We start from the raw sequence: 25,311 nt of genomic DNA, 5'->3' as shown, positions 1-25,311 counted from the left end.
CTCAGCCTCCCTGCACGGCGGTGAGGACCTCGACCCGGTCGCCGTCGGCGAGGGCGGTCGTCGCCCACCGCGCGCGCGGGACGACCGTCTCGTTGACGGCGGCGGCCACCCCGCGCGGGGCGGCGGTGAGGGTCCGGACGAGGGTGTCGAGGGCGGTGCCCGGGGCGATCTCCCGGCGCTCCCCGTTGACGGAAATCATGACCGGGCTGTTCATACGGGCTGCTCCACCTCTTCCTTCTCTTCCCTCGTCTCCCCGTGCTCTTCCCTCGTCCCCGCGCGCGCGGCGGCCTCTCCGGTCGCGGCGCCGAACCGCCGCGGGGTGAACGGACGGGCCTCCTCCGGAAGCTCGCCGGTGACCAGCGCGTGCGCCAGCACGTCCCCGGTGACCGGCGTGAGCAGCACGCCGTTGCGGTAGTGCCCGGTGGCCAGCAGCAGCCCGGCCAGCCCGGACGGGCCGAGGAGCGGCGCGTTGTCCGGGGAGCCGGGGCGCAGCCCGGCCCGGGTCTCGGTCAGCGGCAGCTCGGTGATGCCGGGCACCAGCTCGTGCGCGTCGCGCAGCAGCTCGTACACGCCGCCGGCGGTGACCGTCGTGTCCCAGCCCAGCTCCTCGCTGGTCGCGCCGACGACCAGTTCGCCGTTCTCCCGCGGCACCAGGTAGACCTGGCCGCCCCGCACCACGGCCCGCACGGTCCGGCTCAGGAACGGCGCGTACCGGCGCGGCACGGTCAGCCGCAGCACCTGCCCCTTCACCGGCCGCACCGGAGGCAGCAGCTCGTCCGGCACGCCCGCGAGCCGCCCGCTCAGGCTGCCGGCCGCGAGCACCACCCGGTCCGCGCGCAGAGCCGTGCCGTCCGCCGTGGTGGCCCCGGCGGCCCGGTCCCGCACCACGTCCAGCCGCTCCGCCCACGCCCGGTGGAACACCACACCGGCCCGCTCGCACGCGGCCACCAGGGCCGCCGCCAGCCGGCGCGGGTCGATCTGGTGGTCGCCGTCGACCCGCAGCCCGCCCCGCACCCCCGGCGCCAGCATCGGCTCCAGGCGCCGGCACTCCCGCCCCGACAGCCACTCCGAGGTGAGGCCCGCGCGCCGCTGGAGCGCGTGCAGCTCGCGCAGGTGGGCCCGGTCGTCGGCGTCCAGGGCGACGGCGAGGGTGCCGCAGCGGCGGTAGCCGAGGTCGTGGCCGGTCAGTTCGGTCAGCTCGGCCGCGAAGGCGGGGTAGCGGCGGGCCGACTCCAGGTTCAGGGCGAGCAGGGTCTCCTCGCCGTAGTGCAGCTCGGTGACCGCGGCCAGCATCCCGGCCGCGACCTGCGCGGCCCCGCCGCCGGGTGCGGGGTCCACCACGGCCGTGGCCAGCCCGCGCTGCGCCGCGCGCCAGGCCGTGACCAGGCCGATGATCCCGCCCCCGATGACGAGGACGTCGGACGTACGTGACGACATGGGCGTCCAGCCCCTCCCTTCGCCGGCATGACCCGGATCAGGTTCGTACGGTCGGAGGCCGCCAGCCTCCCTCTCAGCCCGGTGCGTCCGGGCTCCCGCGAGTGCTTGTACGGTGGCAACCCTAGCCCGCCGTTCCTCTCACCCGTAAGGGAGCCCCGTTCCATGGCCCGGTCGCTCGACGGACTGATCCTCGCCCCCGTGGCGGACCAAGCCCCAGGTCAGGTGGGTACCCGCACACGGTTCGCGTACCACGAGGAGGACGGCGCGATCTGGGCGGAGTACGCGGGCGGCGACGTCGTGCGCGGCCATCTGGTCGGCACCCGCGAGGGCGACCGGCTGGACTTCCGGTACGTGCAGCTGAAGACCGACGGGACGACCTCCTCGGGGCACTGCGCGTCCACGGTCGTCGAGCTGCCGGACGGGCGGGTGCGCCTGGACGAGACCTGGGAGTGGGAGTCCCAGGCCGGCTCCGGCACGAGCGTGGTGGAGCAGGTCACCGAGCCCGCCCCCTGACTGACTCCTCGTCAATTGTCTATGGTGATCGGGTGAGCGAGCAGACAGCGCAAGAGGGTACGGCGGCGGCGCGGCGCGTGGTCGTCGTCGGCGCGGGCATGGCCGGGGTGCAGACCGCGGTCGCCCTGCGGGAGCAGGGTTTCCGGGGCGACGTGACCGTCCTCGGCGCCGAGCCGCACCAGCCGTACGACCGGCCGCCGCTGTCGAAGGCGGTGCTGCTCGGCAAGGCCGAGGACTCCGCCTTCGAGGTGGACTTCGAGTCCCTCGGCGTCCAGCTGCGGCTCGGCTGCGAGGTGTACGGCGTGCGCCCCGCCGAGCGCGAGCTGGACACCGGGACGGGCCCGGTGCCCTACGACGTCCTGGTCCTCGCCACCGGCGCCGAACCGGTCCGGCTGCCCGGCACCGAGGACATGCCCGGCGTGCACCTGCTGCGCACCCTGGACGACGCCGAACGGCTGCGCCCCGTGCTCGCCCGGCAGCACGACATCGTGGTCGTGGGCGCCGGCTGGATCGGCGCCGAGTTCGCCACCGCCGCCCGCGAGGCCGGCTGCGCGGTGACCGTCGTGGAGGCCGCCGGTCATCCGCTCGCCGGTGCCCTGCCCGCCGAGGTCGCCGCGCCCATGGCCGCCTGGTACGCCGAGGCCGGCGTGGAGCTGCGCGTCCACGCGCGCGTGGAGCGCGTCGAGCCCGGCGAGGTGGTGCTCGACGACGGCACCCGGCTGCCCGCGGGCGCCGTCGTCGTCGGCATCGGCGCCCGCCCCGCCACCGGCTGGCTGGCCGGCTCCGGCATCGAGCTGGGCGCGCACGGCGAGGTCCTCACCGACGACCGCCTGTGCACCTCCGTGCCCGAGGTGTACGCCGTCGGCGACTGCGCCTCCTTCCCGTCGGCGCGCTACGGCGAGCGGCTCCTCGTCCACCACTGGGACAACGCCCTGCAGGGCCCGCGCACGGTCGCCGCGAACATCCTCGGCGAGACCCCGGCGGTCTACGACCCGGTGCCGTACTTCTGGTCCGAGCAGTTCGGCCGCTTCGTCCAGTACGCGGGTCACCACTCCGGGGCCGACCGGCTGGTGCGGCGCGGCGACCCGGCGGGCCCCTCCTGGACGGTCTGCTGGCTCCGCCAGGACCGCCTGGTGGCCCTCCTGGCCGTCGGCCGCCCCCGCGACCTGGCCCAGGGCCGCCGCCTGATCGAGGCGGGCCGGCGGATGGACCCCGAGGCGCTGACCGACCCGGCGCGGCCCCTGAAGAACGCCACGGCCGACCAGCACACCCTCCCGCCTGGACCTGCCTGACTTCCGACTGTCGGTGGGGGATGGCAGGCTAGGGAGCGTGACCGAGATTGACGCAAAGATCGATGCTCTCGTCCCCGCCTGGCTCACCCTGCCCGACATCGCCGACATGCTCGGTGTCGAGGTGACGCGTGTCCGGCAGCTGGTCAAGGAGGGCCAGCTCATCGCCGTACGCCGGGGTGAGAACAGGGCGCTGCACGTCCCCGCCGCCTTCATCGACGGGGACAAGGTCGTCAAGGGCCTGGCCGGGACCCTGACGCTCCTGCGGGACGACGGCTTCACGGTCGAAGAGATGATCGAGTGGCTCTTCACCCCCGACCCGACCCTGCCCGGCACTCCCGCGCAGGCCCTGAGCGAGAATCGCGGCACGGAGGTGAAGCGCCGCGCCCAGGCGCTCGCCGTCTGAGCCGATCCGCAGCAGGCAGGTGGCGTGCGGGCCGGACGCCCGTACGCCACCGCGCACCACCGCCAGGGACACCGACCACGGGGGGACCCCTCATGTCCGACACCGCCCGCGCCGCGCTCGCCGACGCCCGCCTGTACCTGTGCACGGACGCCCGCACGCGCCAGGGCGACCTGCCGGAGTTCCTGGACGCGGTCCTGGCCGGCGGTGTCGACGTGGTGCAGCTGCGGGACAAGGGCATGGAGGCCGCCGAGGAGCTGGAGCACCTGGAGGTCTTCGCCGACGCCTGCGCCCGGCACGCCAAGCTGCTCGCGGTCAACGACCGGGCGGACGTCGCCCATGCGGCCCGCGCCGACGTGCTCCACCTCGGCCAGGGCGATCTCCCGGTCCCCGCGGCCCGGGCGATCCTCGGCGACCGGGTGCTGATAGGCCGCTCCACGCACGCCGAGGCGGAGGCCGCGGCCGCCGCCGTCCAGGACGGCGTGGACTACTTCTGCACCGGCCCCTGCTGGCCCACCCCCACCAAGCCCGGCCGCCACGCCCCCGGCCTGGACCTGGTCCGCTACACGGCGTCCCTCGGCACCGACCGCCCCTGGTTCGCCATCGGCGGCATCGACCTCGGCAATCTGGACCAGGTGCTGGACGCCGGGGCCCGCCGGGTGGTCGTGGTCCGCGCGATCACCGGGGCGGACGACCCGGGCGCGGCGGCGGCGGAGTTCGCGAAGCGGCTGCGGGACGCCCGCTAGGGCCTCCGAACGGCAGGTCCGAGGGCCGTTCTGTCCATCTGCTGGACAGGAGAGCGGCAAATCGGGCGAATTACCGGCATCCGGTTGGGGGACCGCCCACCCGTGGCTAACCTGCCGGTATGGCCCTCGGAACCGCATCCACCAGGACTGATCGCGCGCGCACCGTGCGCGACATCCTCGCCACCGGCAAGACGACGTACTCGTTCGAGTTCTCGGCGCCGAAGACCCCGAAGGGCGAGCGGAACCTGTGGAGCGCGCTCCGGCGGGTCGAGGCGGTCGCCCCCGACTTCGTCTCCGTGACCTACGGCGCCGGCGGATCCACCCGCGCGGGCACGGTCAAGGAGACCCAGCAGATCGTCGCGGACACCACGCTGACCCCGGTCGCCCACCTCACCGCGGTCGACCACTCCATCGCCGAGCTGCGCAACATCATCGGCCAGTACGCGGACGCCGGCATCCGCAACATGCTCGCCGTGCGCGGCGACCCGCCCGGCGACCCGATGGGCGAGTGGGTGCCGCACCCCCGCGGCTTGACCTACGCGGCCGAACTCGTCCGGCTCATCAAGGAGTCGGGCGACTTCTGCGTGGGCGTCGCCGCGTTCCCGGAGATGCACCCGCGCTCCGCGGACTGGGACACCGACGTCGCCCACTTCGTGGACAAGTGCCGTGCGGGCGCCGACTACGCCATCACACAGATGTTCTTCCAGCCGGAGTCGTATCTGCGCCTGCGCGACCGCGTGGCGGCCGCGGGCTGCGGGACGCCGGTCATCCCGGAAGTCCTGCCGGTCACCAGTGTGAAGATGCTGGAACGGTTGCCGAAGCTCAGCAACGCCCTTGTCCCGGACGCCCTGAAAGAGCGGATCCTCACAGCGAAGGACGATCCGGCGGCGGTACGCTCCATCGGTATCGACTTCGCCACGGAGTTCTGCGCGCGGCTGCTGGCCGAGGGAGTGCCCGGACTGCACTTCATCACGCTCAACAACTCCACGGCGACCCTGGAAATCTACGAGAACCTGGGCCTGCACCACCCCCCGCAGGCCTAGACCGGCCGCATCGCGGTACGACACACTGCGTAGCGGCCACTGGGAGAGGGGCGTACATGGGCTGGACGGTCCTCTACATCGCGTTCGGCGGCGTCGCGCTGTGGCTGCTGGGCGAGGTACTGCTGCAGTACAAGGCGCGGCTGCGCTGGCGCCTCCTCGCCTTCGGCGGCTTCCTCGGCGTCGTGGTGGGCGTGCTGATGCCGTCCGTCATCGTGATCGGGCTGGGCGCGATCGCCTTCGCGGTCGGCCAGACCTACGTCACGCTGTCGTTCCGCCGCGGCTTCGCCTCCGGCTGGGCGGTCAAGCGGCCCGGCCCCGAGGCGGCGGCCGGCAGCAAGCGGCGCCGCGGCCGGGCGGACCGGCACGCGCCGGACCCGCAGGCCGCCGACCCCGGGTCCGCCCCGGCGACCGACGACGGCGACCCCGGCGCCACCGGCCACCAGCCCTACGGCCACGGCCAGGCGCACGGCGACTACGACGACGACTACGACCGCGACGACGTCTTCACCCCCGCCGCCCGCGCGGCCGACCCCACCGCCGCCGAGACCACCGCCGTCTACGAGCCGCAGCCCCTCCCCGACGACACCGGCAACTACGGCGTCTACGGCGACCCCGCGCACGCGCACCCCGCCCCGCAGGGCGACCAGCCGAGCTACGCCTACGACTACTCCGGCTACGGCCAGCCGCAGGGCTACGACTACGACGGCGCGGCCCAGCAGGGGTACGCCAACTACTCCGACCCGTACATCGGCAGCCAGTCCCACGGCTCCTACGACCAGGGATACGCCCAGCAGTACGGTCAGCAGCAGGGCTACGCGCAGGACCCGTACGCCACCGGCGGTTACGGCGAGACCCCGGCCGGCGGGGTGTGGGTGCCGCAGCAGCGCACCGACGAGGCCTACGGCGGCGAACTCCCGCAGGAACAGCCGTATCCCCACCAGCAGGGCGGACAGCAGCCGCAGTCCGGGGCCGGCTACGACGAGCAGTACCGCTTCTGACGGCCGGGCCCTGGGCCTCACCCGGGCCCGTCCGGCGTGCACCCGCCGTTCACCGGCGCCCGTTCACTGCGAGCCGCGGAACTCCGGGCCCTCCACGATCAGGCCGGCCACCAGCGCGCCCGACATGCCGGCGTGCGGGAGGCCGCCGCCCGGGTGGGACCAGCCGCCGACGGCGAACAGGCCCTCCAGCGCCGTTGAGTTGGCAGGATGCAGCACCCCCTCCGGCGCGGCCAGCGCGGGCGGCGGCACGGCACCGCCCACGGCTCCCGTCTCCCGCTCGGTGTCCAGCGGCGTGCGGACCTCGCGCCACAGCACCCGCTCGCGCAGCCCCGGCACGGCCCGCTCGGCGGCGGCGGCCATCCGGTCCGCGAAGGCGTCGGCGGCACCGGGCGCCGCCCAGTCGTACTCCCTCGCCGAGGGCACCGTCGCCGTCAGCACCACGCTCTCGTGCTCCCCGTCGGGGCGCAGGGCCGGGTCGTCCGGCCGGTCGACGACGGTCGTCGGCAGGTCGGGCAGCAGCCCGTGCCGCAGCAGATCCAGATCGCCCTCGTCGTCTGCCGCGTGCACCACCGTGCGGTGCACCGCGCCCGGCTCCCGTGCCCCGCGCAGCGCCAGGCACACGACCACCCGGCCCGGATACCGGTCCTCCGGCCGGGGTGCGACGGCCTCGGCGCCGTACACCTGCCGGCCCGTCAGGCCGCGCAGTCTCCACGGGCCCTGGCCGACCACGAAGTCCGCCTCGGCCACCGTCCCTCCCCCGGAGCCGAGCGCCCGGGAGGTGTCCCCGGCCAGCTCCACCCCGGCCGCGCGGCCGTCCTCCTCCAGGATCCGGGTCACCTCGGCGCCGAACACGAACTCCACCCGCCGTTCCCGGCACCGCTCGTACACCGCGTCCGCCAGCTCCCGGATGCCGCCGCGCACGTACCAGGTGCCGAAGGCGTGCTCCATGTAGGGCAGCACGGCCGCGCTCGCCGGGGCGGTGCCCGGGTCGACGCCGTACGCGAGCGCGTACCCGTCCAGCAGCTGTGCCAGCCGGGGGTCGCGCAGCTCCCGCCTGCCGATCTCGGACAGACTGGCCACGCGGCGCCTGCCCAGCAGCCGCTTGTACGTGGTGCCGGGATACGGCTCCTTGCCGGCCAGCACCTGCCAGTTGGGCCACAGCGGCTCCTCCAGCAGCGGCCGGCGGGTGCGGTCCCAGGCCTCGCGGGCCCGCACCAGGAAGTCGCCCCAGCGCTCGCCCGCCCCCGCGCCCAGCGCCTCGTCCAGGGCCGCGACGACGCCGGCGCGGGAGGCGTTGGGCAGGGACACCCGCGTGCCGTCCGCGAAGACGTGCCGCGCGGACGGGTCGACCTGGACCAGCTCGACGCGGTCCTCCAGCGGTTCCCTGCCGGTCTTGACGAACAGGTCGCGGTACACGGCGGGCAGCGTCAGCAGTCCCGGGCCCGTGTCGAAGCGGAACCCGTCCCGCTCGAACCGGCGTACCGCGCCGCCGTACGTCTCCGTCCGTTCGTACACCGTCACCCGGTGGCCCGCGACGGCCAGCCGGGCGGCAGCCGCCATCGCGCCCATCCCGGCGCCGATCACCGCAATCCGTGCCATGCCCGTGACTTTATCGACCGCCACCGACAGCCCGGCCGCGGGGCGGCTCAGGCGCAGGTCAGGGGGCCCGCGAGGCGAGACGCCGCTCCTCCCGGCGCTGGGCCCGGCGCCGCAGGAAGCGGCGGATGCGGGACACCAGGAACAGCAGGGTGGCCAGCCCGCCGGCCAGCAGGACGGCCGCGATGACCGCCGCCGCCTCGGGGTGGAACACCGCGAAGGTGACGATGCCCCCGACCCCGACGTCCTCGGCGAGGCTCAGCGCGATGTTGCTGAACGGCTCGGGCGAGGTGTTGACCGCCATCCGCGTCCCGGCCTTGACGGCGTGGCTGGCCAGCGCCGTCGAACCGCCGATCAGGCCGGCCGCCACATCGGAGAGCGAGCCGCTCTGCCCGGCGAGCAGCGCCCCGACCCAGGCACCGGCGAGCGGACGGACCACCGTGTGCACGGAGTCCCACAGCGAGTCGACGTAGGGGATCTTGTCGGCGACGGCCTCGCACAGGAACAGCGCGCCCGCGACGATCAGCACCTCGGGGCGCTGCAACGTCTGCGGGACGTCGTCGGCGACCCCGGTCGCGCCGAAGAGGCCGAGCAGCAGCACCACCGCGTAGGCGTTGACGCCGCTGGCCCAGCCGCTCGTGAAGACCAGAGGGAGTACGGACACGCACGCGATCGTAGCCAGGCGCCGGAGCACAGGCGTGGGCACGCGCGCGGACGGCTGAGTACGCGTACTCAGACGGCCAGATGAGTACGCGTGCGGATGGGCCGGAACCCGTGCGAACGGGAGAGTGGAGGCACGGCAGAGGGGGGCGGCCCGGCACCGCCGGCACGGGGCGGCGGAACGGCGCCCGCCCCCTGGCCGCTCCTTCCGCCGATCCGTCGGCGGAAGCGAGGCACGGGGGCCTCGGGGGACGACCGCCACGGGGATCCGCGGCGAGGGGCCCGTACGGGGGAGTACGGGAGGGACGTACGGGGGAGCCGCCGGGAGGAACGGGGGAGAACGGGGGAATCCCGGTGGCGGCACGGGGAAAGGGGAAGGCGCCGGTCCACAGCGGACCGGCGCCTTCCGCGTGCGCCTTCCGGGCCGGGTGCGCCTCCCGGGCCGGGTGCGCCTCCCGGGCCGGGCGCACCGCTCAGACCTTGCCGCTGACCCGCCCCTGGAGCAGCCGGGACAGGGCCGCGTGCACGTCGTCCAGGGAGCGCTCCGGCTGGAACGACTTCCAGTCCAGCGCGGCCACCAGGACCATGCCGACCAGTGCCGCCGCCGTCAGCTGGACATCGATCTCGTCGCTGAACTCGCCCGCCGCCACGCCTTCGCGCAGCACGCCCTCCACCACCGCGACCGCCTCCTGCCGCACCACCATCAAGGTGGACTGCCAGGCCCGGTTGGTGCGCCACAGCTCGGCGACGTACAGCTGGGTGAAGGCCGGGTAGCGGTCGATGAAGACCAGGCCCGCGCGGATCATCGCGTCCAGCGCGTCCACCTTGCCGCGGCCCTCGCGTGCCGCCTGCTCGGCCGCTTCCTTCAGGGAGGCGGTGAGCAGGCCGACGCCGTGCCTGAGCAGCTCCTCGAAGAGAACGGACTTGCTCGCGAAGTTGTAGTAGACCGTGCCCTTCGCGACCCCGGCCCGCTCGGCGATCTCGTCCACCGTGGTCGCGGAGAAGCCCTGCTCGGCGATGAGCGTGACGGCCGCCTCGTAGAGCTTCTGCCGGGTGGCCTCGCGGCGCGTGCTGCCGCCGGCCTTGGCGCTGCTGCTTTCCATGGCCCCGATTCTCACAGGTACGCGCGCGTGCGGGCGCTCGCCCCGGATCACAGGCTCAGCTCCGGGTGCAGCCGGGCCGGGGTCCACACCTGGCGGCGGCGGGCCGCGAGGGCGGTCAGCGCGAGGGCGCCCGCGGTGAATGCCCCGAGCACGCCGCACGCCAGCCACACCGGGCCGAGTCCGCCGCCCGTGATCAGCCGGCGCAGCGCCTCCACGATGTAGCTCATCGGCAGGAACGGGTGGATCGCGTTGAAGAACCCCGGGCTGGTCTGGACGGGATAGGTGCCGCCCGCCGAGGTCAGCTGGAGCATCAGCAGCGCGAGCACGAGAATCCGGCCGGCCGCGCCGAAACGGGCGTTCAGCCACTGCACGATCGCCGCGAAACAGGCCGTGACCAGGAACAGGAAGCCGATCGTGCCCGCCGCCCGCAGCATCCGCAGGCCGACCGCCCAGTGCAGCACGGCCATCAGGGCGGCCACCTGGAGCACGCCCACCGCGACCACCGGCAGCCAGCCGGCGAACGCGATCCGCCAGGCGGAGGCGCCGGCCGCCAGCGCCCGCCGGTTCAGCGGCGGGATCAGCATGTAGGCCACCATCGCGCCGACCCACAGCGACAGCGGGATGAAGTAGGGGGCGAAGCCGGTGCCGTAGTTCGGCGCCTTGTGCAGGTCGTGCGAGGCGAGCTGGACCGGGTCGGCCATCACGCCGGTGCGCCGGTCGCGGTCCTGCTTGTCGTAGTCCGGGATCTTCCGCGCGCCCGAGTGCAGTCCGCCGGCGAGCTTCCCGGAGCCGTCGGACAGCTTGTACAGGCCGCCGTTGAGGGTCTCGGCGCCCGACTCCGCGGTGCCGATGCCCTTGTCGAGGGCGACCGCGCCGGTGTGGGCGGTGCCGAGCCCGGTGTGCAGCTTCTCGGCGCCGGCGGCGACCTGGTGGGCGCCGGTGTTCAGCTCGTCGATCTTCTTGACGGCGTCCTCGGCGTCCTCGGACAGGTGCGGTGCGCGCTCGGCGAGGGCGTCGGCCTGCTTCTGGAGCGCGCCCAGGTTGTCCCGCATCGTCTTCAGGTCGCCGTCCTGGTCGGCGATCAGCGTGTTCAGGTCGTCGGCGACGGTGGCCACTTCGGCGGCGGCCGTCCTGGCCCGCTTCAGCTCGGGGCAGGCCGGGTCGGGGACCGTCGCGCCCTCGCAGCGCCGGTCGTACACCTCGTCCAGGACGGCGGAGGAGGCGTGCGCGGTCTTCGCGGCGCCCGGCGCGAGCTTCACCAGCACGTCCAGGTTGTCCTTGACCGCCTTGGCCGAGTCGGAGACCAGCCGGGCGGTGTCCCCGATGGTCTTCTCGTTGTGCCTCAGGAACGGGCCCGCCTGGGCGTAGACGCCGTCGACCTTGTCGGCCAGCGCCTGGGTGCCGTCGGCGACCTGCCGCGAGCCCTCCTGGAGGTCGCCCGAGCCGGTGTCGAGCTTCTTCAGACCCTTGGCCAGCTTGCCGCTGCCGCCCTTGGCGTCCTTCAGCCCGTCCGCGAGGTCCTTGGAGCCCTTCTCCGCCTTTCCGATCCCGCTGTTCAGCCGGTCGGCGCCCCGCGCTGCCGTGACGGTCTCGTCGTGGATGTCGGAGAAGGACACGAAGATCTTGTCCAGGAAGCTCCGGGACGCCTTGGTGGACGCGGCCGAGCGCACCTCGTTGAAGACCGTGCGGGAGATCTGGCCGACGATGTAGTTGTTCGCGTCGTTGGTGCGCACCCGCAGGGCGCCGGTCTCCGGGGAGTCGCCCGAACTGGACGCGATCCGGCGGCTGAAGTCGGCCGGCATGGTCAGCGACAGGTAGTAGGTGCCGTCCTCGACGCCCGCGCGGGCCTGTTCGTCGCTCACCTCGTGCCACTCGAAGGTCCGGCTGTCGCGCAGCCCGTCGACGATGTCGTCACCGGCGGTGATCTTCTTCCCGCCCGCCGTGGCGCCCTTGTCGTCGTTCACCAGGGCCACCGGGATGCGGTCCAGACGGCCGTACGGGTCCCAGAACGACCACAGGTACAGGGCGCCGTAGAGCAGGGGCAGCACGAGCAGGGCGACGAGGGCGGCCCGGGGGAGCCTGCCCCGCCCGAAGCGCCTGAGCTCAAGCGCGGCCAGCCTCGGTGAGCGCATCACCGGCGTCCTCCTTCTCCGGCTCGGTCGAGACGCTGACGCAGTCCTCGGGAGCGGTGCGGCACACGGCCAGGACCGTCGTGCCCGCGCGCGTGAGGGACCGCAACCGGTCCCAGACCTCGGCGCGTTCGGCGTCCGAGAGTTTCATGTCGACGTCGTCCACCCCGAGCAGCAGGGGCCGCCCGAGCAGGGCCAGCGCGAGGGACAGGCGCAGCTCCTGCGGCCGTTCCAGGTCGCGTACGGCCGTCCGGGAGCCCTTCGGAAGCGTCTCCAGGTCGAGTCCGGCGGCGGCCAGGGCCGCGTCGACGCGCAGCCGCGCCTCGTACGCGCGCTGGGCCCGGGGCCGCACCAGTTGGCGCAAGGAGTCACCGAACCGGCTTTGCAACAGCGCCCGTTCGCGCAGGTGCTCGCCGACCGTGAGGGCCGGCTCCAGGTCGGTCACGCCGGTCACGTTCGCCACCGCGCCGACACGGCGCAGGGCCGCCATCTGACGGGGGAGTTTGAACCCGGCGACGGCGGCCACTCCCTCGGTGGGCTTCATCCGTCCCGTGAGTGCGAGCAGCAGACACGTGCGGCCGGAGCCCGACGGTCCCTCGATCGCGATCAGCGAGCCGGGCCCCGCGTCCAGGGTGACGCCGCGGAAGGCCCAGCCCCGCGGCCCCTTGAGCCCGAGCGCCTCGGCCCTGACAGCGGCGCCGGCCGCGGCGCCCGCGTCGGCGGTTCCGTCCGCGCCGGCCGTTGTGAGTACGTCCTCCACAAGCCCCCCTGCCGTGTGGGCCACATTTGAACTGACTGGTCAGTGCAAAAATACGCCCGAACCTACGATCGAGGCAAAAGCCCAGGTCGGAACGGATTGTCAGTGGCATACCGCACGATGGGCACATACGGCATTCATGCCGTTACCCAGACGACAGGAGGTTCGTCATGGCCCACTCGTCCGCAGCCGCCGCCCGCCGGCGCCGCGCCACCGGCCCTGCCCCCTCACTGACCGGCCCGGCGAGCGACGTGCACCCCGTGCTCCGCCGGGCCACGGCCCCGCCCGCCGCTCTCGACCTGCTCGCCCAGGCCCGTGCCGGACTGGAGGAGGCCACCGTCCTTCAGACGCCGAACGAGCGCTACGCCACGGCCCACCTCGCCGCCCTGCGCACCGCCGCCGCCGTGCTCGCCGCCCGGGGCCGGCCCGAGACCTCCCCGCGCCGCCGGGCCCGCATCCGCAGCGCCTGGGAGGTGCTCCCCGAGATCGCCCCGGAACTGACCGAGTGGAGCGCGCTGTTCGCCTCCGGCGCCGCGCGCCGCGCCCGCGCCGAGGCGGGCATCCAGGGAGCGGCCGGGCAGCGGGACGCCGACGACCTGATACGCGACGTGGAGATGTTCCTCCGCATCGTGGAGCGGCTGCTGGTGCTCCAGCCGGTCCTGCCCCAGCCCCGCCAGGACACCGCCGGTGACACCGCCGCCGCCGTCGACGACGGCGCCGACGGCGTTCAAGGCCCGAGGAGGGGAGGCGGCCGGGGGAGGGGAGCCGGTCCGGGAGGTGACCTGCCGGACGCGGGCTGACCGGACGCGGGCCGACGACGGGACCCCGCCGGGAGGCGCACGTGGCCCGGCGTCGTCGCGGTGACCAGGCACGGCGTGGAGGCAATAGGGTGGACATCGCCTGAAGTCCCGCCCCGCCGAGGAGTCAACTGCCGTGTCGGACCCGATGCGCCCGCCCGTCTCCCACGACCGTCCCCAGACGACGTCGCTGCGCTCCGACCCCTCCCGTCCTCGCGCCTCTCTCGGCACGGCGGTGGTCTGGGAGGTCCTTCAGGACGCCCTGGACCGCCGGGTCAAGGCCACCGGCCGGGACGCGCTGGACGTCCTGGACACCGGGGGCGGCAGCGGCAGGTTCGCCGTGCCCCTCGCCCGCCTCGGCCACCACGTCACCGTGGTCGACCCCAGCCCCAACGCGCTGTTCGCGCTGGAGCGCCGCGTCACCGAGGCCGGCGTCGCCGGCCGGGTCAAGGGCGTCCAGGGCGACGCGCACGGCCTGTTCGACGTGGTCGAGCGCGGCGGCTACGACGCCGTCCTGTGCCACGGCGTCCTGGAGTACGTGGACGACCCGGCCGAGGGCATCCGCAACGCGGTCGCCGCGCTGCGCCCCGAAGGCGTCCTCAGCCTGCTCGCGGCCGGCCTCGGCGGTGCCGTGCTCGCCCGTGCCCTGGCCGGCCACTTCACCGAGGCCCGGCAGGCGCTCCAGGACCCCGACGGCCGCTGGGGCGCCGGCGACCCGGTGCCCCGTCGCTTCACCGCCGAGCAGCTCACCGCGCTGGTCGAGGGCGCGGGTCTGCGGGTCGGCGCGGTGCACGGCGTGCGCGTCTTCGCCGACCTGGTCCCCGGGGTGCTGGTGGACACCGAGCCCGGAGCCCTCGACGCGCTGCTGAAGCTGGAGGCCGCGGCGGCCGAACTGCCCGCGTTCCACTCCGTCGCCACCCAGCTCCACGTGCTCGGGGAGACCACGGGTCCTCACGAGGCCTGAGATCACCGTCGGTACGCGAGCGCATCCCGGGGACGGAGGCGCGCAGCCGGGGCGAGCCGCTGATCAGCGCCTCGTGCGCGGATGGAGTACGCCACAAGCCCCCCGATCGAGGGGTTTGCGCCGTATGATCGAGGTACACCGCCCGGCATGACGGGTCGGCCGCCGGGGAATGGAAGCCTCAGCGAGTCGGACGGCCATGACGGGCTCCGGTTGGCCAGTTGGCGTAGAGGGGCGGGTTTCACGGGGGCGATTCCCTGCCTATCCTGAAGGGACCCCCCGGGTCGCCCCCGGCGACTGCACGATGAGGAGGACTCCGTGCCGCTCTCTGAGCACGAGCAGCGAATGCTTGAGCAGATGGAGCGAGCGCTGTACGCCGAAGACCCCAAGTTCGCGTCGGCGCTTGAGGGAAACGGGCTGCGGACGTACACCCGGCGGCGGGTCTACCAGGCGGTCGCAGGCTTCCTCGCGGGTATCGCGCTCCTCATGGCCGGAATGGTCGCGCAGCTGATCTGGGTCAGCGTGGTGGGTTTCCTCGTCATGCTCGGCTGTGCCGTGCTCGCCGTCACCGGCTGGCGCAAGGCGCCGAAGCCGGGTGAGCAGCCCCCCGTCGGCCTGCGCCGCCAGGCGCGGCCGAAGCGCTCCGTGATGGACCGGATCGAGCAGCGCTGGCAGCGCCGCCGGGACGAACAGGGTCACTGACCGCGCCGCGCCTCCCACGGCGCCGGACCCGCGGACATCCGTGAGGGGCGGCCACCAGCCGGTGGCCGCCCCTCACGCGTGCCCGGCCCCTCCGTCCCGCACCCGCGAAGTGAGCCGCGCTGCCGCCGGGCCACGCGGCCCCAGGTGTGCTGTCCCGGGACGTCGGTGACACGCGTGCCGGGGCTTGAACAGGTGAGGGCCTTTTGGGTTCGGTGTCCCGCGTCGGCCCGCGCGCCCAGCCATGAGCCGCCCGCGCCCCGCCCCGCGCCGGCCGCGCCGTCCGTGCTCGGTGTGCCGGCCGCACGGACGGCGCCGCTGCTCAGCTTCGCTGGTCCGACGGACGGCGCAGTGCCGGGCGGGCCGCCGTGAGGCGGGTTCGCAGGGCTGACCAGCGGGCCGCGAGCGCCCACAGCACCCGGACCGAGGAGCGGGGCAGGAACCGGGCCCGCAGCCGCGTCCCGGTGCTCACCGTGGCCCGCAGCCCCTCGGTCACCCGGCGTACGTCCTGTGCCGTTCCCGCGGCCGGGCGCGGGGCGGGCGCGTACAGCACCTGCTCCACCGCGTCCGCGACCCGGTGCACCGCGGCCCCGGCCGCCGGATCGAGATGGCCGAGCCGGACGATCCGGTCGGCGGCCTTGCGCGGAGTCAGCGACTCGTCCGGCGCGATGCCGTGGTCCCAGGCGCTGTCGGTCAGCTCCTGCCACGCCGCCAGGGTGTGCGCCGCCGCGCCCCCCGGCGTCCGGTCGTGCCCGCCCAGCCGGCGCCCGCGCATCCGCTCCCGCCACAGCAGCGGCGACAGCGGAACCGCCAGGACCAGCAGCGCGCCCAGCCCGGTCAGCGGCCACCACCACCAGCCGTCGCCGCCGTCCTCGTGGGCCGGGACCGCCGCCGCGGACGCGCTGCCGCAGGCCTGGAGCCTGCGCAGCTCACCGGCGCAGCTCTCGCTCGGCGAGGCCGCCGCCGAGGGCGCCGAGGACGCGCCCTTGGACGGCAGCACCTCGTCCGGCACCGAGCTGCCCGGCGTGTCCGACTGGGTGTACGACGGCGTGGTGCCCCGGGTCGGGGTCGGCTCGAAGCGGGTCCAGCCCACGCCCTCGAAGTACAGCTCGGGCCACGCGTGCGCGTCCTTCTGGCTCACCGCGACCGTGCCGTCGGCCTGCGGAGTGCCGGGCGCGAAGCCCACCGCGACCCGGGCCGGGATGCCGAGGGTGCGGGCCATCGCGGCCATCGCGAAGGAGAAGTGGACGCAGAAGCCCTGCTTCTTCTTCAGGAAGTTCGCTATGGCGCCGGGACCACGGCCCACCTCCACCGAGGTGTCGTACTGGAAGCCCCCGCTCACCGCGAACCAGTCCTGGAGCTTCACGGCCTCCTCGTAGTGACTGCTCGCGCCCGCCGTGATCTCCCGCGCGGTGCGGGCCACCACCTTCGGCAGCGAGGACGGCACCTTGGTGTACTCGCGCCCCAGCGCGGCCGGCGGCTGCGGCGCGGCGGCCAGCTGCTCCGCCGTCGGCCGCACGTCCAGGCTGGTCACCTGGTAGGTCTCGCCGCGCGTGGTCTGGCCGCGGTCGCCGACGAGGGTCATCCCGACGGGCTCGTACCGCCACCGGCCGCCGATCTTCACATCGCTCGGCGGGTAGGGCATCGGCAGCCAGTCCTGCGCGTACCAGCCCGCCGCCGTGACGGTCGTCGTCACCTTGCCGCGCTCGACGTCCGACCCCAGGCCGATGGGGGTGGGGAGCTTGTCCGGCACGCCGACGATGTGCCGCTGCGCCGGCTTCCAGGTGGTGCCGTCGAAGTCGTCCAGGGAGACGATCCGCAGGTACAGGTCGGAGATGTCGTTCGTGTCCGTCCGCAGCGTCAGCACCTGGCGGTCGTCGTTCGTGTTCAGGTTGTCGCGCAGGGACACCAGCGGGTTGACCGCCGAGATCGTGCCCCCGTTGCCGCCTCCCACCCCCACGCCGGCGCCCGCGGCGTCCAGCAGGCCGCCGTTGATCGTGGGCAGGGCGAGCGGCACCACCAGGGCCACGCCGAGCGCGACCGCGCCGATCCGGCGTCCGGTGCGCACCGGTGCCACGGCGCCCTCCGGGCCGCCCGGGGTGCGGGGCGCGCCGCCGAAGACCCGGCCCCACTGGGCGAGCCGGTCCCGGCCCTCCGCGAGCAGCAGCATCAGATAGCCGGCCGCCGCCACCAGGAACCACAGCCAGTCCGCGCCGCCGCCGGACAGGCCGGCGGCCACCGAGTACAGCGCGAGCAGCGGCAGCCCGGCCGGGGCCGCGCTGCGCAGCGTCACCGCGAGCGTGTCCACCAGCAGGCCGATCACCAGCGCGCCGCCGATCAGCATCAGTTTTATGCCGTCGGTGACCGGTGCCGGTGTCGCGTACCGGCTGACGTCGTCCGTGCCCTGCTGGAGCAGGCCGGCGAAGTACCGGAAGGTGTCCGGGCCGGGGATCAGCCCGATGAGCGCGTGCCCCCGGGCGAAGACCAGGGTCAGCAGCATCAGGGTGACCAGCGCCTGCGCCGCCACGGTCAGCGTCCGCCCGAGCGGCACCCGCCGGGCGGCCGCCCCGACTCCGGTCTGGATGGCCACCAGCGGGACCAGTTGCAGCAGCCAGGTCGGCTCGGTGACCAGCGGCAGCAGCGCACAGGAGGCCATCAGGGTGGCCGCCGCCGCGCACAGGGCCAGCCGTGCCCGCCCGCTCATCACCTTGCCTCCCCGGTCACGGCGGTCAGCCCGGAGCGTTCCCGGTCCGCCTGCCGCCACAGTTCGTCGGCCGGTGCGCCGCGCGGCACGCTCAGCGCCGTCCAGCCCGCCTCGCGCAGCATCCGCAGCCGCTGCTCGTGCCGGTCGCCCGGGCGGGGCACGTCGGTCGCCTCCCGGGTCCAGGTGCCGGGGTCCAGCACGAAGGCGACGGCGCCGCCGCTGCGCCGGCTCATCTTGGCGACCGTCGTGGCCTGCTCCTCGTCCAGGTCGCCGAGGAAGGCGATCAGCAGCCCCTCGTTGCCGCCGCGCAGCACGTCGTAGGCCCGGGACAGCCCCGTGCCGTCGGAGTGGTCGATCACCGCGAGGGTGTCCATCATCAGCCCGGCCGCGTCCGCCGTCTCCTGGCCGGTGCCGGCGAACCCGTCGGCGCCCTCGCCGGGCACCGCGCTGCCGGTGTCGGTCAGCAGCCGTACCGAGAAGCCGCGCTCCAGCATGTGCACCAGCACGGAGGCGGCGCCGGAGACGGCCCACTCGAAGGCGGAGTCCGGGCCCGCTCCCTCGTAGGCGCCGCCGCGGGTGTCCAGGAGCACGGTGCACCGGGAGCGCCGTGGCTGCTCCTCGCGGCGCACCATCAGTTCGCCGTAGCGCGCGGTGGACCGCCAGTGCACCCGGCGGAGGTCGTCGCCGTAGCGGTAGCCGCGCGGGATGACGTCGTCCTCGCCGGCGAGGGCCAGCGAACGCTGGCGCCCGTCGCCGTACCCCTTGGCCTCGCCGCCGAAGCGGACCGGGGAGAGCGGCGCCACGCGCGGGATCACCGTCAGGGTGTCGTACGTCGAGAAGGAGCGGGTCAGCTCGCACATGCCGAAGGGATCGGCGAGCCGCAGCTGGAGCGGGCCGAGCGGATAGCGGCCCCGCAGGTCCGAGCGGACCCGGTAGGACACCTCGCGGCGGCCGCCCGGCTCGACCCGGTCCAGCACGAAGCGGGGCCGGGGCCCGAGGACGTAGGGCACCCGGTCCTGGAGCATCAGCAGGCCGGTGGGCAGCCGGGAGACGTTGTCCATGCGCAGGTGCACCCGCGCCTCGCTGCCGGCGGGGACGCGCGCGGGGGCGAGACGGCGGCTCGCGGCGACCCGGTAGCGGGTGCGGTACAGCACGGCCGCGCAGAGCAGGGGCAGCACGGCGAGCAGCAGACCGACCCGCAGCAGCTCGCTCAGACCCAGCACGAACGAGCAGATCGCGGCGGCGATCCCGGCGGCGAGGAAGGAGCGGCCCCGGGTGGTGAGGCCCGCCAGGGCCGTACGGACCCCGCCCGCCTCCCCGCGGTCGGCCTCCGCCGGCCCTGCCCCCCAGGAGCTCATCACAGACCCCGCGGGGGCTGCTGGGGGTAGGCCGGGACGACGCGGCCGAGACCGCCGAAGCCGTTCTGCGGGGCCGGGGGCTGGGCGGTGGGCACCGGGGTGTGCTGGAGGATCTCCAGTACCACCTGCTCGGCCGTGCGGCGGTTGAGCTGGGCCTGGGCGGTGGGCAGCAGGCGGTGGGCGAGGACGGCGACGGCGAGCGCCTGGACGTCGTCCGGCAGTGCGTACTCCCGGCCGGCCAGGGCCGCGGACGCCTTGGCCGCGCGCAGCAGGTGCAGCGTCGCCCGCGGGGAGGCGCCGAGTCTGAGGTCGGGGTGGGTGCGGGTGGCGGCGACCAGTTCGACCGCGTAGCGCCGGACCGGCTCGGCGACGTGCACCCCGCGGACCGCCTCGACCAGCTTGACGATCTCGTGCGCGTGCGCCACCGGCTGGAGGTCCTCCAGGGGGCTGACCCCGCCGTGGACGTCGAGCATCCGCAACTCGGCCTCCACGCTCGGGTAGCCGACGGAGACGCGGGCCATGAAGCGGTCGCGCTGGGCCTCGGGCAGCGGGTAGGTGCCCTCCATCTCGACCGGGTTCTGGGTGGCCACCACCATGAAGGGGCTGGGCAGTTCGTACGTCTGCCCGTCGATGGTGACCTGCCGCTCCTCCATCGACTCCAGCAGCGCGGACTGGGTCTTGGGCGAGGCGCGGTTGATCTCGTCGCCGATCACGATCTGCGCGAAGATGGCGCCCGGCTTGAACTCGAAGTCCTGGCGCTGCTGGTCCCAGATGGACACGCCCGTGATGTCCGAGGGCAGCAGGTCCGGGGTGAACTGGATGCGCCGCACCGAGCAGTCGATGGACCGCGCCAGCGCCTTGGCCAGCATCGTCTTGCCCACTCCGGGGACGTCCTCGATCAGCAGGTGGCCCTCGGCGAGCAGCACGGTCAGCGCGAGTCGTACGACCTCGGGCTTGCCCTCGATCACGCCCTCCACCGAACCGCGCACCCGCTCCACCGTGGCGGTCAGCTCAGTGAGGTTCGCTCGATCGTCATAGGTCGTCACCCGGCCCTCCTCGGCCTGTTCTTTCCAGGCCGGCGCTCTCGTGCGAAACCGGCCCACCCCGAAACACGGACACCACGCGGGAAAAGTTCCGCGCGACGTCACACCCCGCATTCTTGCCGCCGTTACCGATTCGTGTCACTCGCCTGTGGACAACTGCCCGCACGATGCCGGTCTTACGACTTTTCGACCGTGTTTTCGATACGGGCACGGCGGAACGCGTACCGGGGCGGTGGGCCGGCGCCCCGGGTCAGGCCGGGTCGACCTCGCGCAGCAGACCGGTGCGCACGTCGAAGACGAAGCCGCGGACGTCGTCGGTGTGCGGCAGGAACGGCGAGGTGCGCACCCGCTGCATGGACTGGCGCACGTCCTGGTCCACGTCGCGGAAGGACTCCACCGCCCAGGACGGCCGCTGGCCGACCTCCATCTCCAGCTCGTTGCGGAAGTCCTCGGTGAGCGCCTCCAGGCCGCAGCCGGTGTGGTGGATGAGCACGATGCTGCGGGTGCCGAGCTTGCGCTGGCTGATGGTCAGCGACCGGATGACGTCGTCGGTGACCACACCGCCCGCGTTGCGGATCGTGTGGCAGTCGCCGAGCTGCAGGCCGAGGGCCTGGTGCAGGTCGAGGCGGGCGTCCATGCACGCGACGACGGCGACGTGGAGCACGGGGCGGGCGTCCATGCCGGGGTCCGTGAACGCCTCGGCGTACCGCCGGTTGGCCTCCACGAGGCGGTCGGTCACGGTGTCTCCGGCCGGTATGGCGCCTTCGGATCCAGTGGGCACCGCTGCGGAAGTCGTCATGCTGACGACGTTACTGGTCACCCGGGGTTCCGGCGTCCTGTGAGAGGGGCAGGGAGCGTCATCGCGGCGCGTTGTGAGCTAACCCACACGGAGGGCGAGACCGACCGGACGGACGAATCCGTTCGCATGACCGCCCCCGGTCCGTGCGCGGTGCGCGACGCGCAGGCCGGTTGATTGACCGCGAGACAGGGTGGACTAAAGTGGCGCGAAGCGGGAGGCGTGGCTCTTCCCGCTGGTGAAACCCCCGGAGACCCCGGCATGCGCCCGGACCGTCTCCCCACGCGCGCGGCGCGTACGTACGGCTCGGCCTCCTCCCGCTCCCGGTCGGCTGACGCTTCCGGCGCCGGCAGGCCGTCCCTTCACGAGCTGGCGGGGACCCGTGGCGGTGCGTATCCTGCGCCGGACCCTGAGAGGCCCCCTTGAGCCAGAGTCGACACGTCCCGGTGATGCTCCAGCGGTGCCTGGATCTGCTGGCGCCCGCCCTGGAGCAGCCGGGCGCGGTGGTCGTCGACTGCACCCTCGGCCTCGGCGGGCACAGCGAGGCGCTGCTCGTCCGGTTCCCCGGCGTGCGGCTGATCGGCCTCGACCGGGACAAGGAGGCGCTGCGGCTGTCCGGTGAGCGGCTGGCCGCCCACGGGGACCGCGCCACCCTCGTGCACGCCGTGTACGACGAGCTGCCCGAGGTGCTGGACCGGCTCGGCATCGCGCGCGTGCAGGGCGTGCTGTTCGACCTCGGCGTCTCCTCCATGCAGCTGGACGAGGCAGGCCGGGGCTTCGCCTACGCGCAGGACGCACCCCTGGACATGCGCATGGACCAGACGACCGGGATCAGCGCCGCCGAGGTCCTCAACACCTACCCGGCCGGCGAACTCGTGCGGATCCTGCGGGCGTACGGCGAGGAGAAGCAGGCCAAGCGGATCGTCGCCGCGATCGTCCGGGAGCGCGAGAAGGAGCCGTTCGGCAACAGCGCGCGGCTGGTGGAACTCATCAGGGACGCGCTGCCCCAGGCCGCCAAGCGCACCGGCGGCAATCCGGCCAAGCGCACCTTCCAGGCGCTGCGCATCGAGGTCAACGGGGAACTGTCGGTCCTGGAGCGGGCGATCCCGGCGGCCGTGAAGGCCCTGGACGTCGGCGGGCGCATCGCCGTGCTGTCGTACCACTCGCTCGAAGACCGGCTCGTCAAGCAGGTGTTCGCGGCCGGGGCCGCCACCACCGCGCCGCCCGGGCTGCCCGTCGTGCCCGAGCGGTACCAGCCGCGGCTCAAGCTGCTCACCCGTGGTGCCGAACTTCCCACCGAGGAAGAGATCGCCGAGAACCGCCGGGCCGCACCGGCCAGACTGCGGGGTGCCGAGCGCATCCGGGAGGACGTCGAGTGAGCGAGACGGGTCGGAAGGGTTCCCCCGCGCACCGGGGGAGCGGTGTCCCGCACGCACCGGGGGAGCAGTGAGCAGGAAACCCGAGCTGAAGGGGAGGGCCGCCCGGCTGGCCCGGCTCTTCCCGGCCGGCCGCGCCCAGGCGGCCCGCACCCCGTTCGTCCTGCTCGTCGTCGTGCTCCTCGGCGGCGGCCTCATCGGGCTGCTGGTGCTGAACTCCGCGCTCAGCGAGGGCTCGTTCGAACTCGCCGACCTGCAGAAGCGGACGAAGAGCCTCACCGACGAGGAACAGGCCCTCCAGCGCGACATCGACGCCTACTCGTCCCCGGACGCCCTCCAGCGCCGCGCCCGCGAACTCGGCATGGTCCCCGGCGGCGACCCGGCCTTCCTGGGCCCCGACGGCACCGTCAAGGGCGTCCCCGGCGTCGCCGCCCCCGAGCCCGCCGCCCTCACCGCCCCGGCCGGCCCCGGGCCGCTCACCCCGGCCGGCGTCACCCTCCCCGCGACCCCGCCCGTCGCCCCGGCCCCCACCGCGCCGTCCCAGCCCCCGGGCGACCCGGCGGCCGCGCCGCCCGCCGCCCTCCAGCCCCTCCCCACCCCGACCCCCGGCAGGTGACGGAAGTGTCCGACAGGCAACCGCCGCACTGCCGCGTGCCCGGGCCCGCCCGCTGCGGCCCGCCGGCGCCGGGCGGACACGGCTTCCCGCGCCCGTCGCTGCGCGCACCCCGGCGCCGGCCGGCCCGGAAGGGGCCGCCGCGCCGCGGTGGCGGCGGCCGGCCCGGGTGCCAGGGGCGGCCGGTGGCCCCGCGCGCGGGGCGCCGTTGTCCGGTCGTCCGGCGGCGCACGGCCCGGACGCCGGCCCCGGCCGGCGCGATGAGGCCGTCCCCGATCCCCCAGCCCACCCCGACCCCCGGCAGGTGACGGAAGTGTCCGACAGGCAACCGCCGCGCCGCCGCGTGCCCGGGCCCGCCAAGCCTCCCCGGCCGCGGGGTGCCGTCCGGCGGCAGCCCGCGCCCGGTGCCCGGCCGGTCCGCCGCTCCGGCGGTGCCCGGCCCCCGGTGTCGCGCCCCCTCCGGCTCGGCAGCCCCCGGCCCCGGCTGCGGCTGGTCAGCCTCGCCCTGACCCTGGTGCTGCTCGCCTTCGTGGTCCGGCTGCTCCAGGTCCAGGCCGTCGACGCGAGCTCCTACACGGCGCGGGCCGAGCAGAACCGGTACGTGGTGCACACACTGGCCGCCGAGCGCGGCGAGATCACCGACCGCAACGGCGTCGCCCTCGCCGTCAGCGAGGACGCGTACGACATCACGGCCGACCCGACGATGTTCGGCCCCGCGCAGCTGAAGATCTCCGACGGCCCGGAGAAGGCCGCGGCGCTGCTCGCGCCGATCCTCGGCCAGGACCAGGCCACGCTCGTCAGGAAGCTGCGCCCCGCGAACCGGAACTCCCGCTACACCCGGCTCGCCACCCGGCAGACCCCGCAGGTCTGGCAGCAGATCAAGGACCTGAAGACCGCGCTCACCAACAAGTCGGAGACGGACCACACCACCGTCAACGTGCTGGCCGGCGTCTTCGCGGACCCCAGCAGCCAGCGCGTGTACCCCAACGGCGACCTGGCCGCCGGGATACTGGGCTGGGTCAACGCCGACGGCCAGGGCGGCGGCGGCATCGAGCAGGAGCTGGACAAGCGGCTGTCCGGGAAGGACGGCAAGGTCCGCTACGCCCAGGCCGGCGGGCGCCAGGTGCCGACGGCCGGGTCCACCGAGACCCCCGCCGTGCCCGGCTCCGACGTCGAGCTGACCATCGACCGCGACATCCAGTGGGCCGCGCAGAACGCGATCAGCGAGCAGGTGAGGAAGTCCCGGGCGGACCGGGGTTACGTCATCGTCCAGGACACCCGCACCGGCCAGATCCTGGCCATGGCCAACTCGCCCGGCTTCGACCCCAACGACCTGTCCAAGGCCGACGGCGACGCCATGGGCAACGCGGCCGTGCAGGACGCCTACGAGCCCGGCTCCACCGCGAAGGTGATGTCGATGGCGGCCGTGCTGGAGCGGAACGTCGCGACCCCGCTCACCCACGTCGTCGTACCCAACCGGCTGCACCGCGGCGACCGGCTCTTCCAGGACGACGTCGACCACGGCACCTGGAACCTGACCCTCAACGGCGTGCTCGCCAAGTCCAGCAACATCGGCACCATCCTGGCCACCGGCGAACTGGCCAGGACGCAGCCCGAGGCCAACAAGGTCCTCTACTCCTACCTGCGCAAGTTCGGCATCGGCAGCCCCACCGGGCTCGGCTTCCCCGGCGAGACCGCCGGCATCCTCGCGCCGCCGCAGAAGTGGTCCACCTCGCAGCAGTACACGATCCCCTTCGGCCAGGGCTTCTCCATCAACGCGATGCAGGCCGCCTCCGTGTACTCGACCATCGCCAACGGCGGCGTCCGCGTCCAGCCGACTCTGGTGCGCGGCACCAAGGGCGCCGACGGCCGCTTCGACCCCGCGCCGAAGCCCGAACGGACACGGGTCGTCAGCGAGAAGACCGCCAAGAGCCTCGCACAGATGCTGGAGTCCGTCGTGGACGACGGCCAGGGCACCGGCATCAAGGCCCGCATCCCGGGGTACCGGGTCGCGGGCAAGACCGGCACGGCCAACCGCGTGGACCCGCTCACCGGCCGTTACCACGGCTACACGTCGTCCTTCGCCGGCTTCGCCCCCGCCGACAAGCCGCGGATCACCGTGTACTGCGCCATCCAGAACGCCACCTCGGGCAGCTACTTCGGCGGCCAGATCTGCGCCCCCATCTACAAGCAGGTGATGGAGTTCGCCCTGAAGACCCTCCAGGTCCCGCCGACCGGCGCGAAGGCCGCCAACCTGCCCGTCGACTACAAGCCCTGATCAGCACCTCGG

23 protein-coding genes and 1 riboswitch are annotated in these 25,311 nt (G+C 74.3%); of the genes, 12 read left to right on the top strand and 11 right to left on the bottom strand.

The features are described from left to right. Position 1: 1 nt before the first annotated feature. Both thiS and thiO read right to left on the bottom strand, forming a co-directional pair. Positions 2 to 214: a sulfur carrier protein ThiS gene (thiS, locus tag ACZ5DC_RS23050; protein WP_030641983.1), complete on the bottom strand. Its 213-nt coding sequence runs from the start codon at positions 212 to 214 to the stop codon at positions 2 to 4. Then, a complete protein-coding gene (gene thiO, locus ACZ5DC_RS23045; RefSeq protein WP_468655457.1) occupies positions 211 to 1,437 on the bottom strand; it encodes a glycine oxidase ThiO in 1,227 nt (408 codons plus the stop codon). The genes thiS and thiO overlap by 4 nt, the downstream gene beginning before the upstream one ends. Continuing rightward, positions 1,435 to 1,546, bottom strand: a riboswitch (TPP riboswitch). Its footprint overlaps the gene before it by 3 nt. A gap of 53 nt (positions 1,547 to 1,599) precedes the next feature. Between thiO and ACZ5DC_RS23040 the strand changes: the two genes are divergently transcribed. The 6 genes from ACZ5DC_RS23040 (at position 1,600) to ACZ5DC_RS23015 (ending at position 6,429) form a co-directional block, all read left to right on the top strand. Further along, a complete protein-coding gene (locus tag ACZ5DC_RS23040) occupies positions 1,600 to 1,950 on the top strand; it encodes an avidin-fold protein (protein WP_366751454.1) in 351 nt (116 codons plus the stop codon). 32 nt (positions 1,951 to 1,982) lie between these two features. Beyond that, positions 1,983 to 3,242 (top strand): NAD(P)/FAD-dependent oxidoreductase, encoded by a 1,260-nt coding sequence (locus ACZ5DC_RS23035; protein WP_468655455.1) that lies wholly within the window; start codon positions 1,983 to 1,985, stop codon positions 3,240 to 3,242. A 37-nt stretch (positions 3,243 to 3,279) separates the two neighbouring features. Continuing rightward, positions 3,280 to 3,645: an Rv2175c family DNA-binding protein gene (locus ACZ5DC_RS23030; protein ID WP_366751452.1), complete on the top strand. Its 366-nt coding sequence runs from the start codon at positions 3,280 to 3,282 to the stop codon at positions 3,643 to 3,645. Positions 3,646 to 3,737: 92 nt separating this feature from the next. Continuing rightward, positions 3,738 to 4,388 (top strand): thiamine phosphate synthase, encoded by a 651-nt coding sequence (gene thiE, locus ACZ5DC_RS23025; RefSeq protein WP_468655453.1) that lies wholly within the window; start codon positions 3,738 to 3,740, stop codon positions 4,386 to 4,388. 119 nt (positions 4,389 to 4,507) lie between these two features. Beyond that, positions 4,508 to 5,431, top strand: coding sequence for a methylenetetrahydrofolate reductase [NAD(P)H] (metF, locus tag ACZ5DC_RS23020; protein WP_468655451.1), 924 nt, complete (start codon positions 4,508 to 4,510; stop codon positions 5,429 to 5,431). A 56-nt stretch (positions 5,432 to 5,487) separates the two neighbouring features. After that, positions 5,488 to 6,429: an SCO2102 family sporulation regulator gene (locus tag ACZ5DC_RS23015; RefSeq protein WP_468655449.1), complete on the top strand. Its 942-nt coding sequence runs from the start codon at positions 5,488 to 5,490 to the stop codon at positions 6,427 to 6,429. A 63-nt stretch (positions 6,430 to 6,492) separates the two neighbouring features. Here the strand turns inward: ACZ5DC_RS23015 and ACZ5DC_RS23010 are convergent, their stop codons facing one another. The 5 genes from ACZ5DC_RS23010 to ACZ5DC_RS22990 form a co-directional block, all read right to left on the bottom strand. Next, a complete protein-coding gene (locus ACZ5DC_RS23010) occupies positions 6,493 to 8,028 on the bottom strand; it encodes a phytoene desaturase family protein (protein ID WP_468655447.1) in 1,536 nt (511 codons plus the stop codon). Between the two features lie 58 nt (positions 8,029 to 8,086). Next, complete coding sequence (locus ACZ5DC_RS23005; RefSeq protein ID WP_468655445.1) at positions 8,087 to 8,689, bottom strand: DUF4126 domain-containing protein; 603 nt, start codon at positions 8,687 to 8,689, stop codon at positions 8,087 to 8,089. A 469-nt stretch (positions 8,690 to 9,158) separates the two neighbouring features. Next, positions 9,159 to 9,788 carry a TetR/AcrR family transcriptional regulator gene (locus ACZ5DC_RS23000; protein WP_103815274.1) on the bottom strand — a complete coding sequence of 210 codons (630 nt, stop codon included), beginning with the start codon at positions 9,786 to 9,788 and terminating at the stop codon, positions 9,159 to 9,161. 47 nt (positions 9,789 to 9,835) lie between these two features. After that, entirely contained in the window at positions 9,836 to 11,920 is a 2,085-nt protein-coding gene (locus ACZ5DC_RS22995; protein WP_468655443.1) for a YhgE/Pip family protein, read from the bottom strand. Beyond that, on the bottom strand, positions 11,892 to 12,677 hold the full coding sequence (locus ACZ5DC_RS22990; protein WP_468655441.1) for an ATP-binding cassette domain-containing protein: 786 nt from the start codon (positions 12,675 to 12,677) through the stop codon (positions 11,892 to 11,894). Before ACZ5DC_RS22990 ends, ACZ5DC_RS22995 begins: the two co-directional genes overlap by 29 nt. Positions 12,678 to 12,844: 167 nt before the next feature. Here ACZ5DC_RS22990 and ACZ5DC_RS22985 point away from each other — a divergent pair, with 167 nt between their 5' ends. The 3 genes from ACZ5DC_RS22985 (at position 12,845) to ACZ5DC_RS22975 (ending at position 15,134) form a co-directional block, all read left to right on the top strand. After that, entirely contained in the window at positions 12,845 to 13,474 is a 630-nt protein-coding gene (locus ACZ5DC_RS22985) for an SAV_6107 family HEPN domain-containing protein (protein ID WP_468655439.1), read from the top strand. A 133-nt stretch (positions 13,475 to 13,607) separates the two neighbouring features. Further along, positions 13,608 to 14,435 carry a class I SAM-dependent methyltransferase gene (locus ACZ5DC_RS22980; RefSeq protein WP_468655437.1) on the top strand — a complete coding sequence of 276 codons (828 nt, stop codon included), beginning with the start codon at positions 13,608 to 13,610 and terminating at the stop codon, positions 14,433 to 14,435. 315 nt (positions 14,436 to 14,750) lie between these two features. Continuing rightward, entirely contained in the window at positions 14,751 to 15,134 is a 384-nt protein-coding gene (locus tag ACZ5DC_RS22975; RefSeq protein WP_468655435.1) for a DUF3040 domain-containing protein, read from the top strand. 319 nt (positions 15,135 to 15,453) lie between these two features. Here the strand turns inward: ACZ5DC_RS22975 and ACZ5DC_RS22970 are convergent, their stop codons facing one another. From ACZ5DC_RS22970 to ACZ5DC_RS22955, 4 genes are all read right to left on the bottom strand, one after another. After that, positions 15,454 to 17,835: a transglutaminase TgpA family protein gene (locus ACZ5DC_RS22970; RefSeq protein ID WP_468655433.1), complete on the bottom strand. Its 2,382-nt coding sequence runs from the start codon at positions 17,833 to 17,835 to the stop codon at positions 15,454 to 15,456. Further along, positions 17,835 to 19,193: a DUF58 domain-containing protein gene (locus ACZ5DC_RS22965; protein WP_366751440.1), complete on the bottom strand. Its 1,359-nt coding sequence runs from the start codon at positions 19,191 to 19,193 to the stop codon at positions 17,835 to 17,837. The genes ACZ5DC_RS22970 and ACZ5DC_RS22965 overlap by 1 nt, the downstream gene beginning before the upstream one ends. Further along, positions 19,193 to 20,239, bottom strand: coding sequence for an AAA family ATPase (locus tag ACZ5DC_RS22960; protein WP_468655431.1), 1,047 nt, complete (start codon positions 20,237 to 20,239; stop codon positions 19,193 to 19,195). Before ACZ5DC_RS22960 ends, ACZ5DC_RS22965 begins: the two co-directional genes overlap by 1 nt. Before the next feature lie 247 nt (positions 20,240 to 20,486). Further along, positions 20,487 to 21,035 carry a beta-class carbonic anhydrase gene (locus ACZ5DC_RS22955; protein WP_468655429.1) on the bottom strand — a complete coding sequence of 183 codons (549 nt, stop codon included), beginning with the start codon at positions 21,033 to 21,035 and terminating at the stop codon, positions 20,487 to 20,489. A 419-nt stretch (positions 21,036 to 21,454) separates the two neighbouring features. Here ACZ5DC_RS22955 and rsmH point away from each other — a divergent pair, with 419 nt between their 5' ends. From rsmH to ACZ5DC_RS22940, 3 genes are all read left to right on the top strand, one after another. Continuing rightward, positions 21,455 to 22,411, top strand: a complete 957-nt coding sequence (rsmH, locus tag ACZ5DC_RS22950) for a 16S rRNA (cytosine(1402)-N(4))-methyltransferase RsmH (RefSeq protein WP_468655427.1) — start codon at positions 21,455 to 21,457, stop codon at positions 22,409 to 22,411. Positions 22,412 to 22,478: 67 nt separating this feature from the next. Beyond that, a complete protein-coding gene (gene ftsL / locus ACZ5DC_RS22945) occupies positions 22,479 to 23,024 on the top strand; it encodes a cell division protein FtsL (protein ID WP_468655425.1) in 546 nt (181 codons plus the stop codon). 310 nt (positions 23,025 to 23,334) lie between these two features. Beyond that, a complete protein-coding gene (locus tag ACZ5DC_RS22940; protein ID WP_468655423.1) occupies positions 23,335 to 25,299 on the top strand; it encodes a peptidoglycan D,D-transpeptidase FtsI family protein in 1,965 nt (654 codons plus the stop codon). Positions 25,300 to 25,311 lie beyond the last annotated feature (12 nt).

The sequence above is a fragment of the Streptomyces sp. NPDC031445 genome, from assembly GCF_055581365.1.
This window is presented reverse-complemented; position numbering and strand designations above follow the sequence as displayed.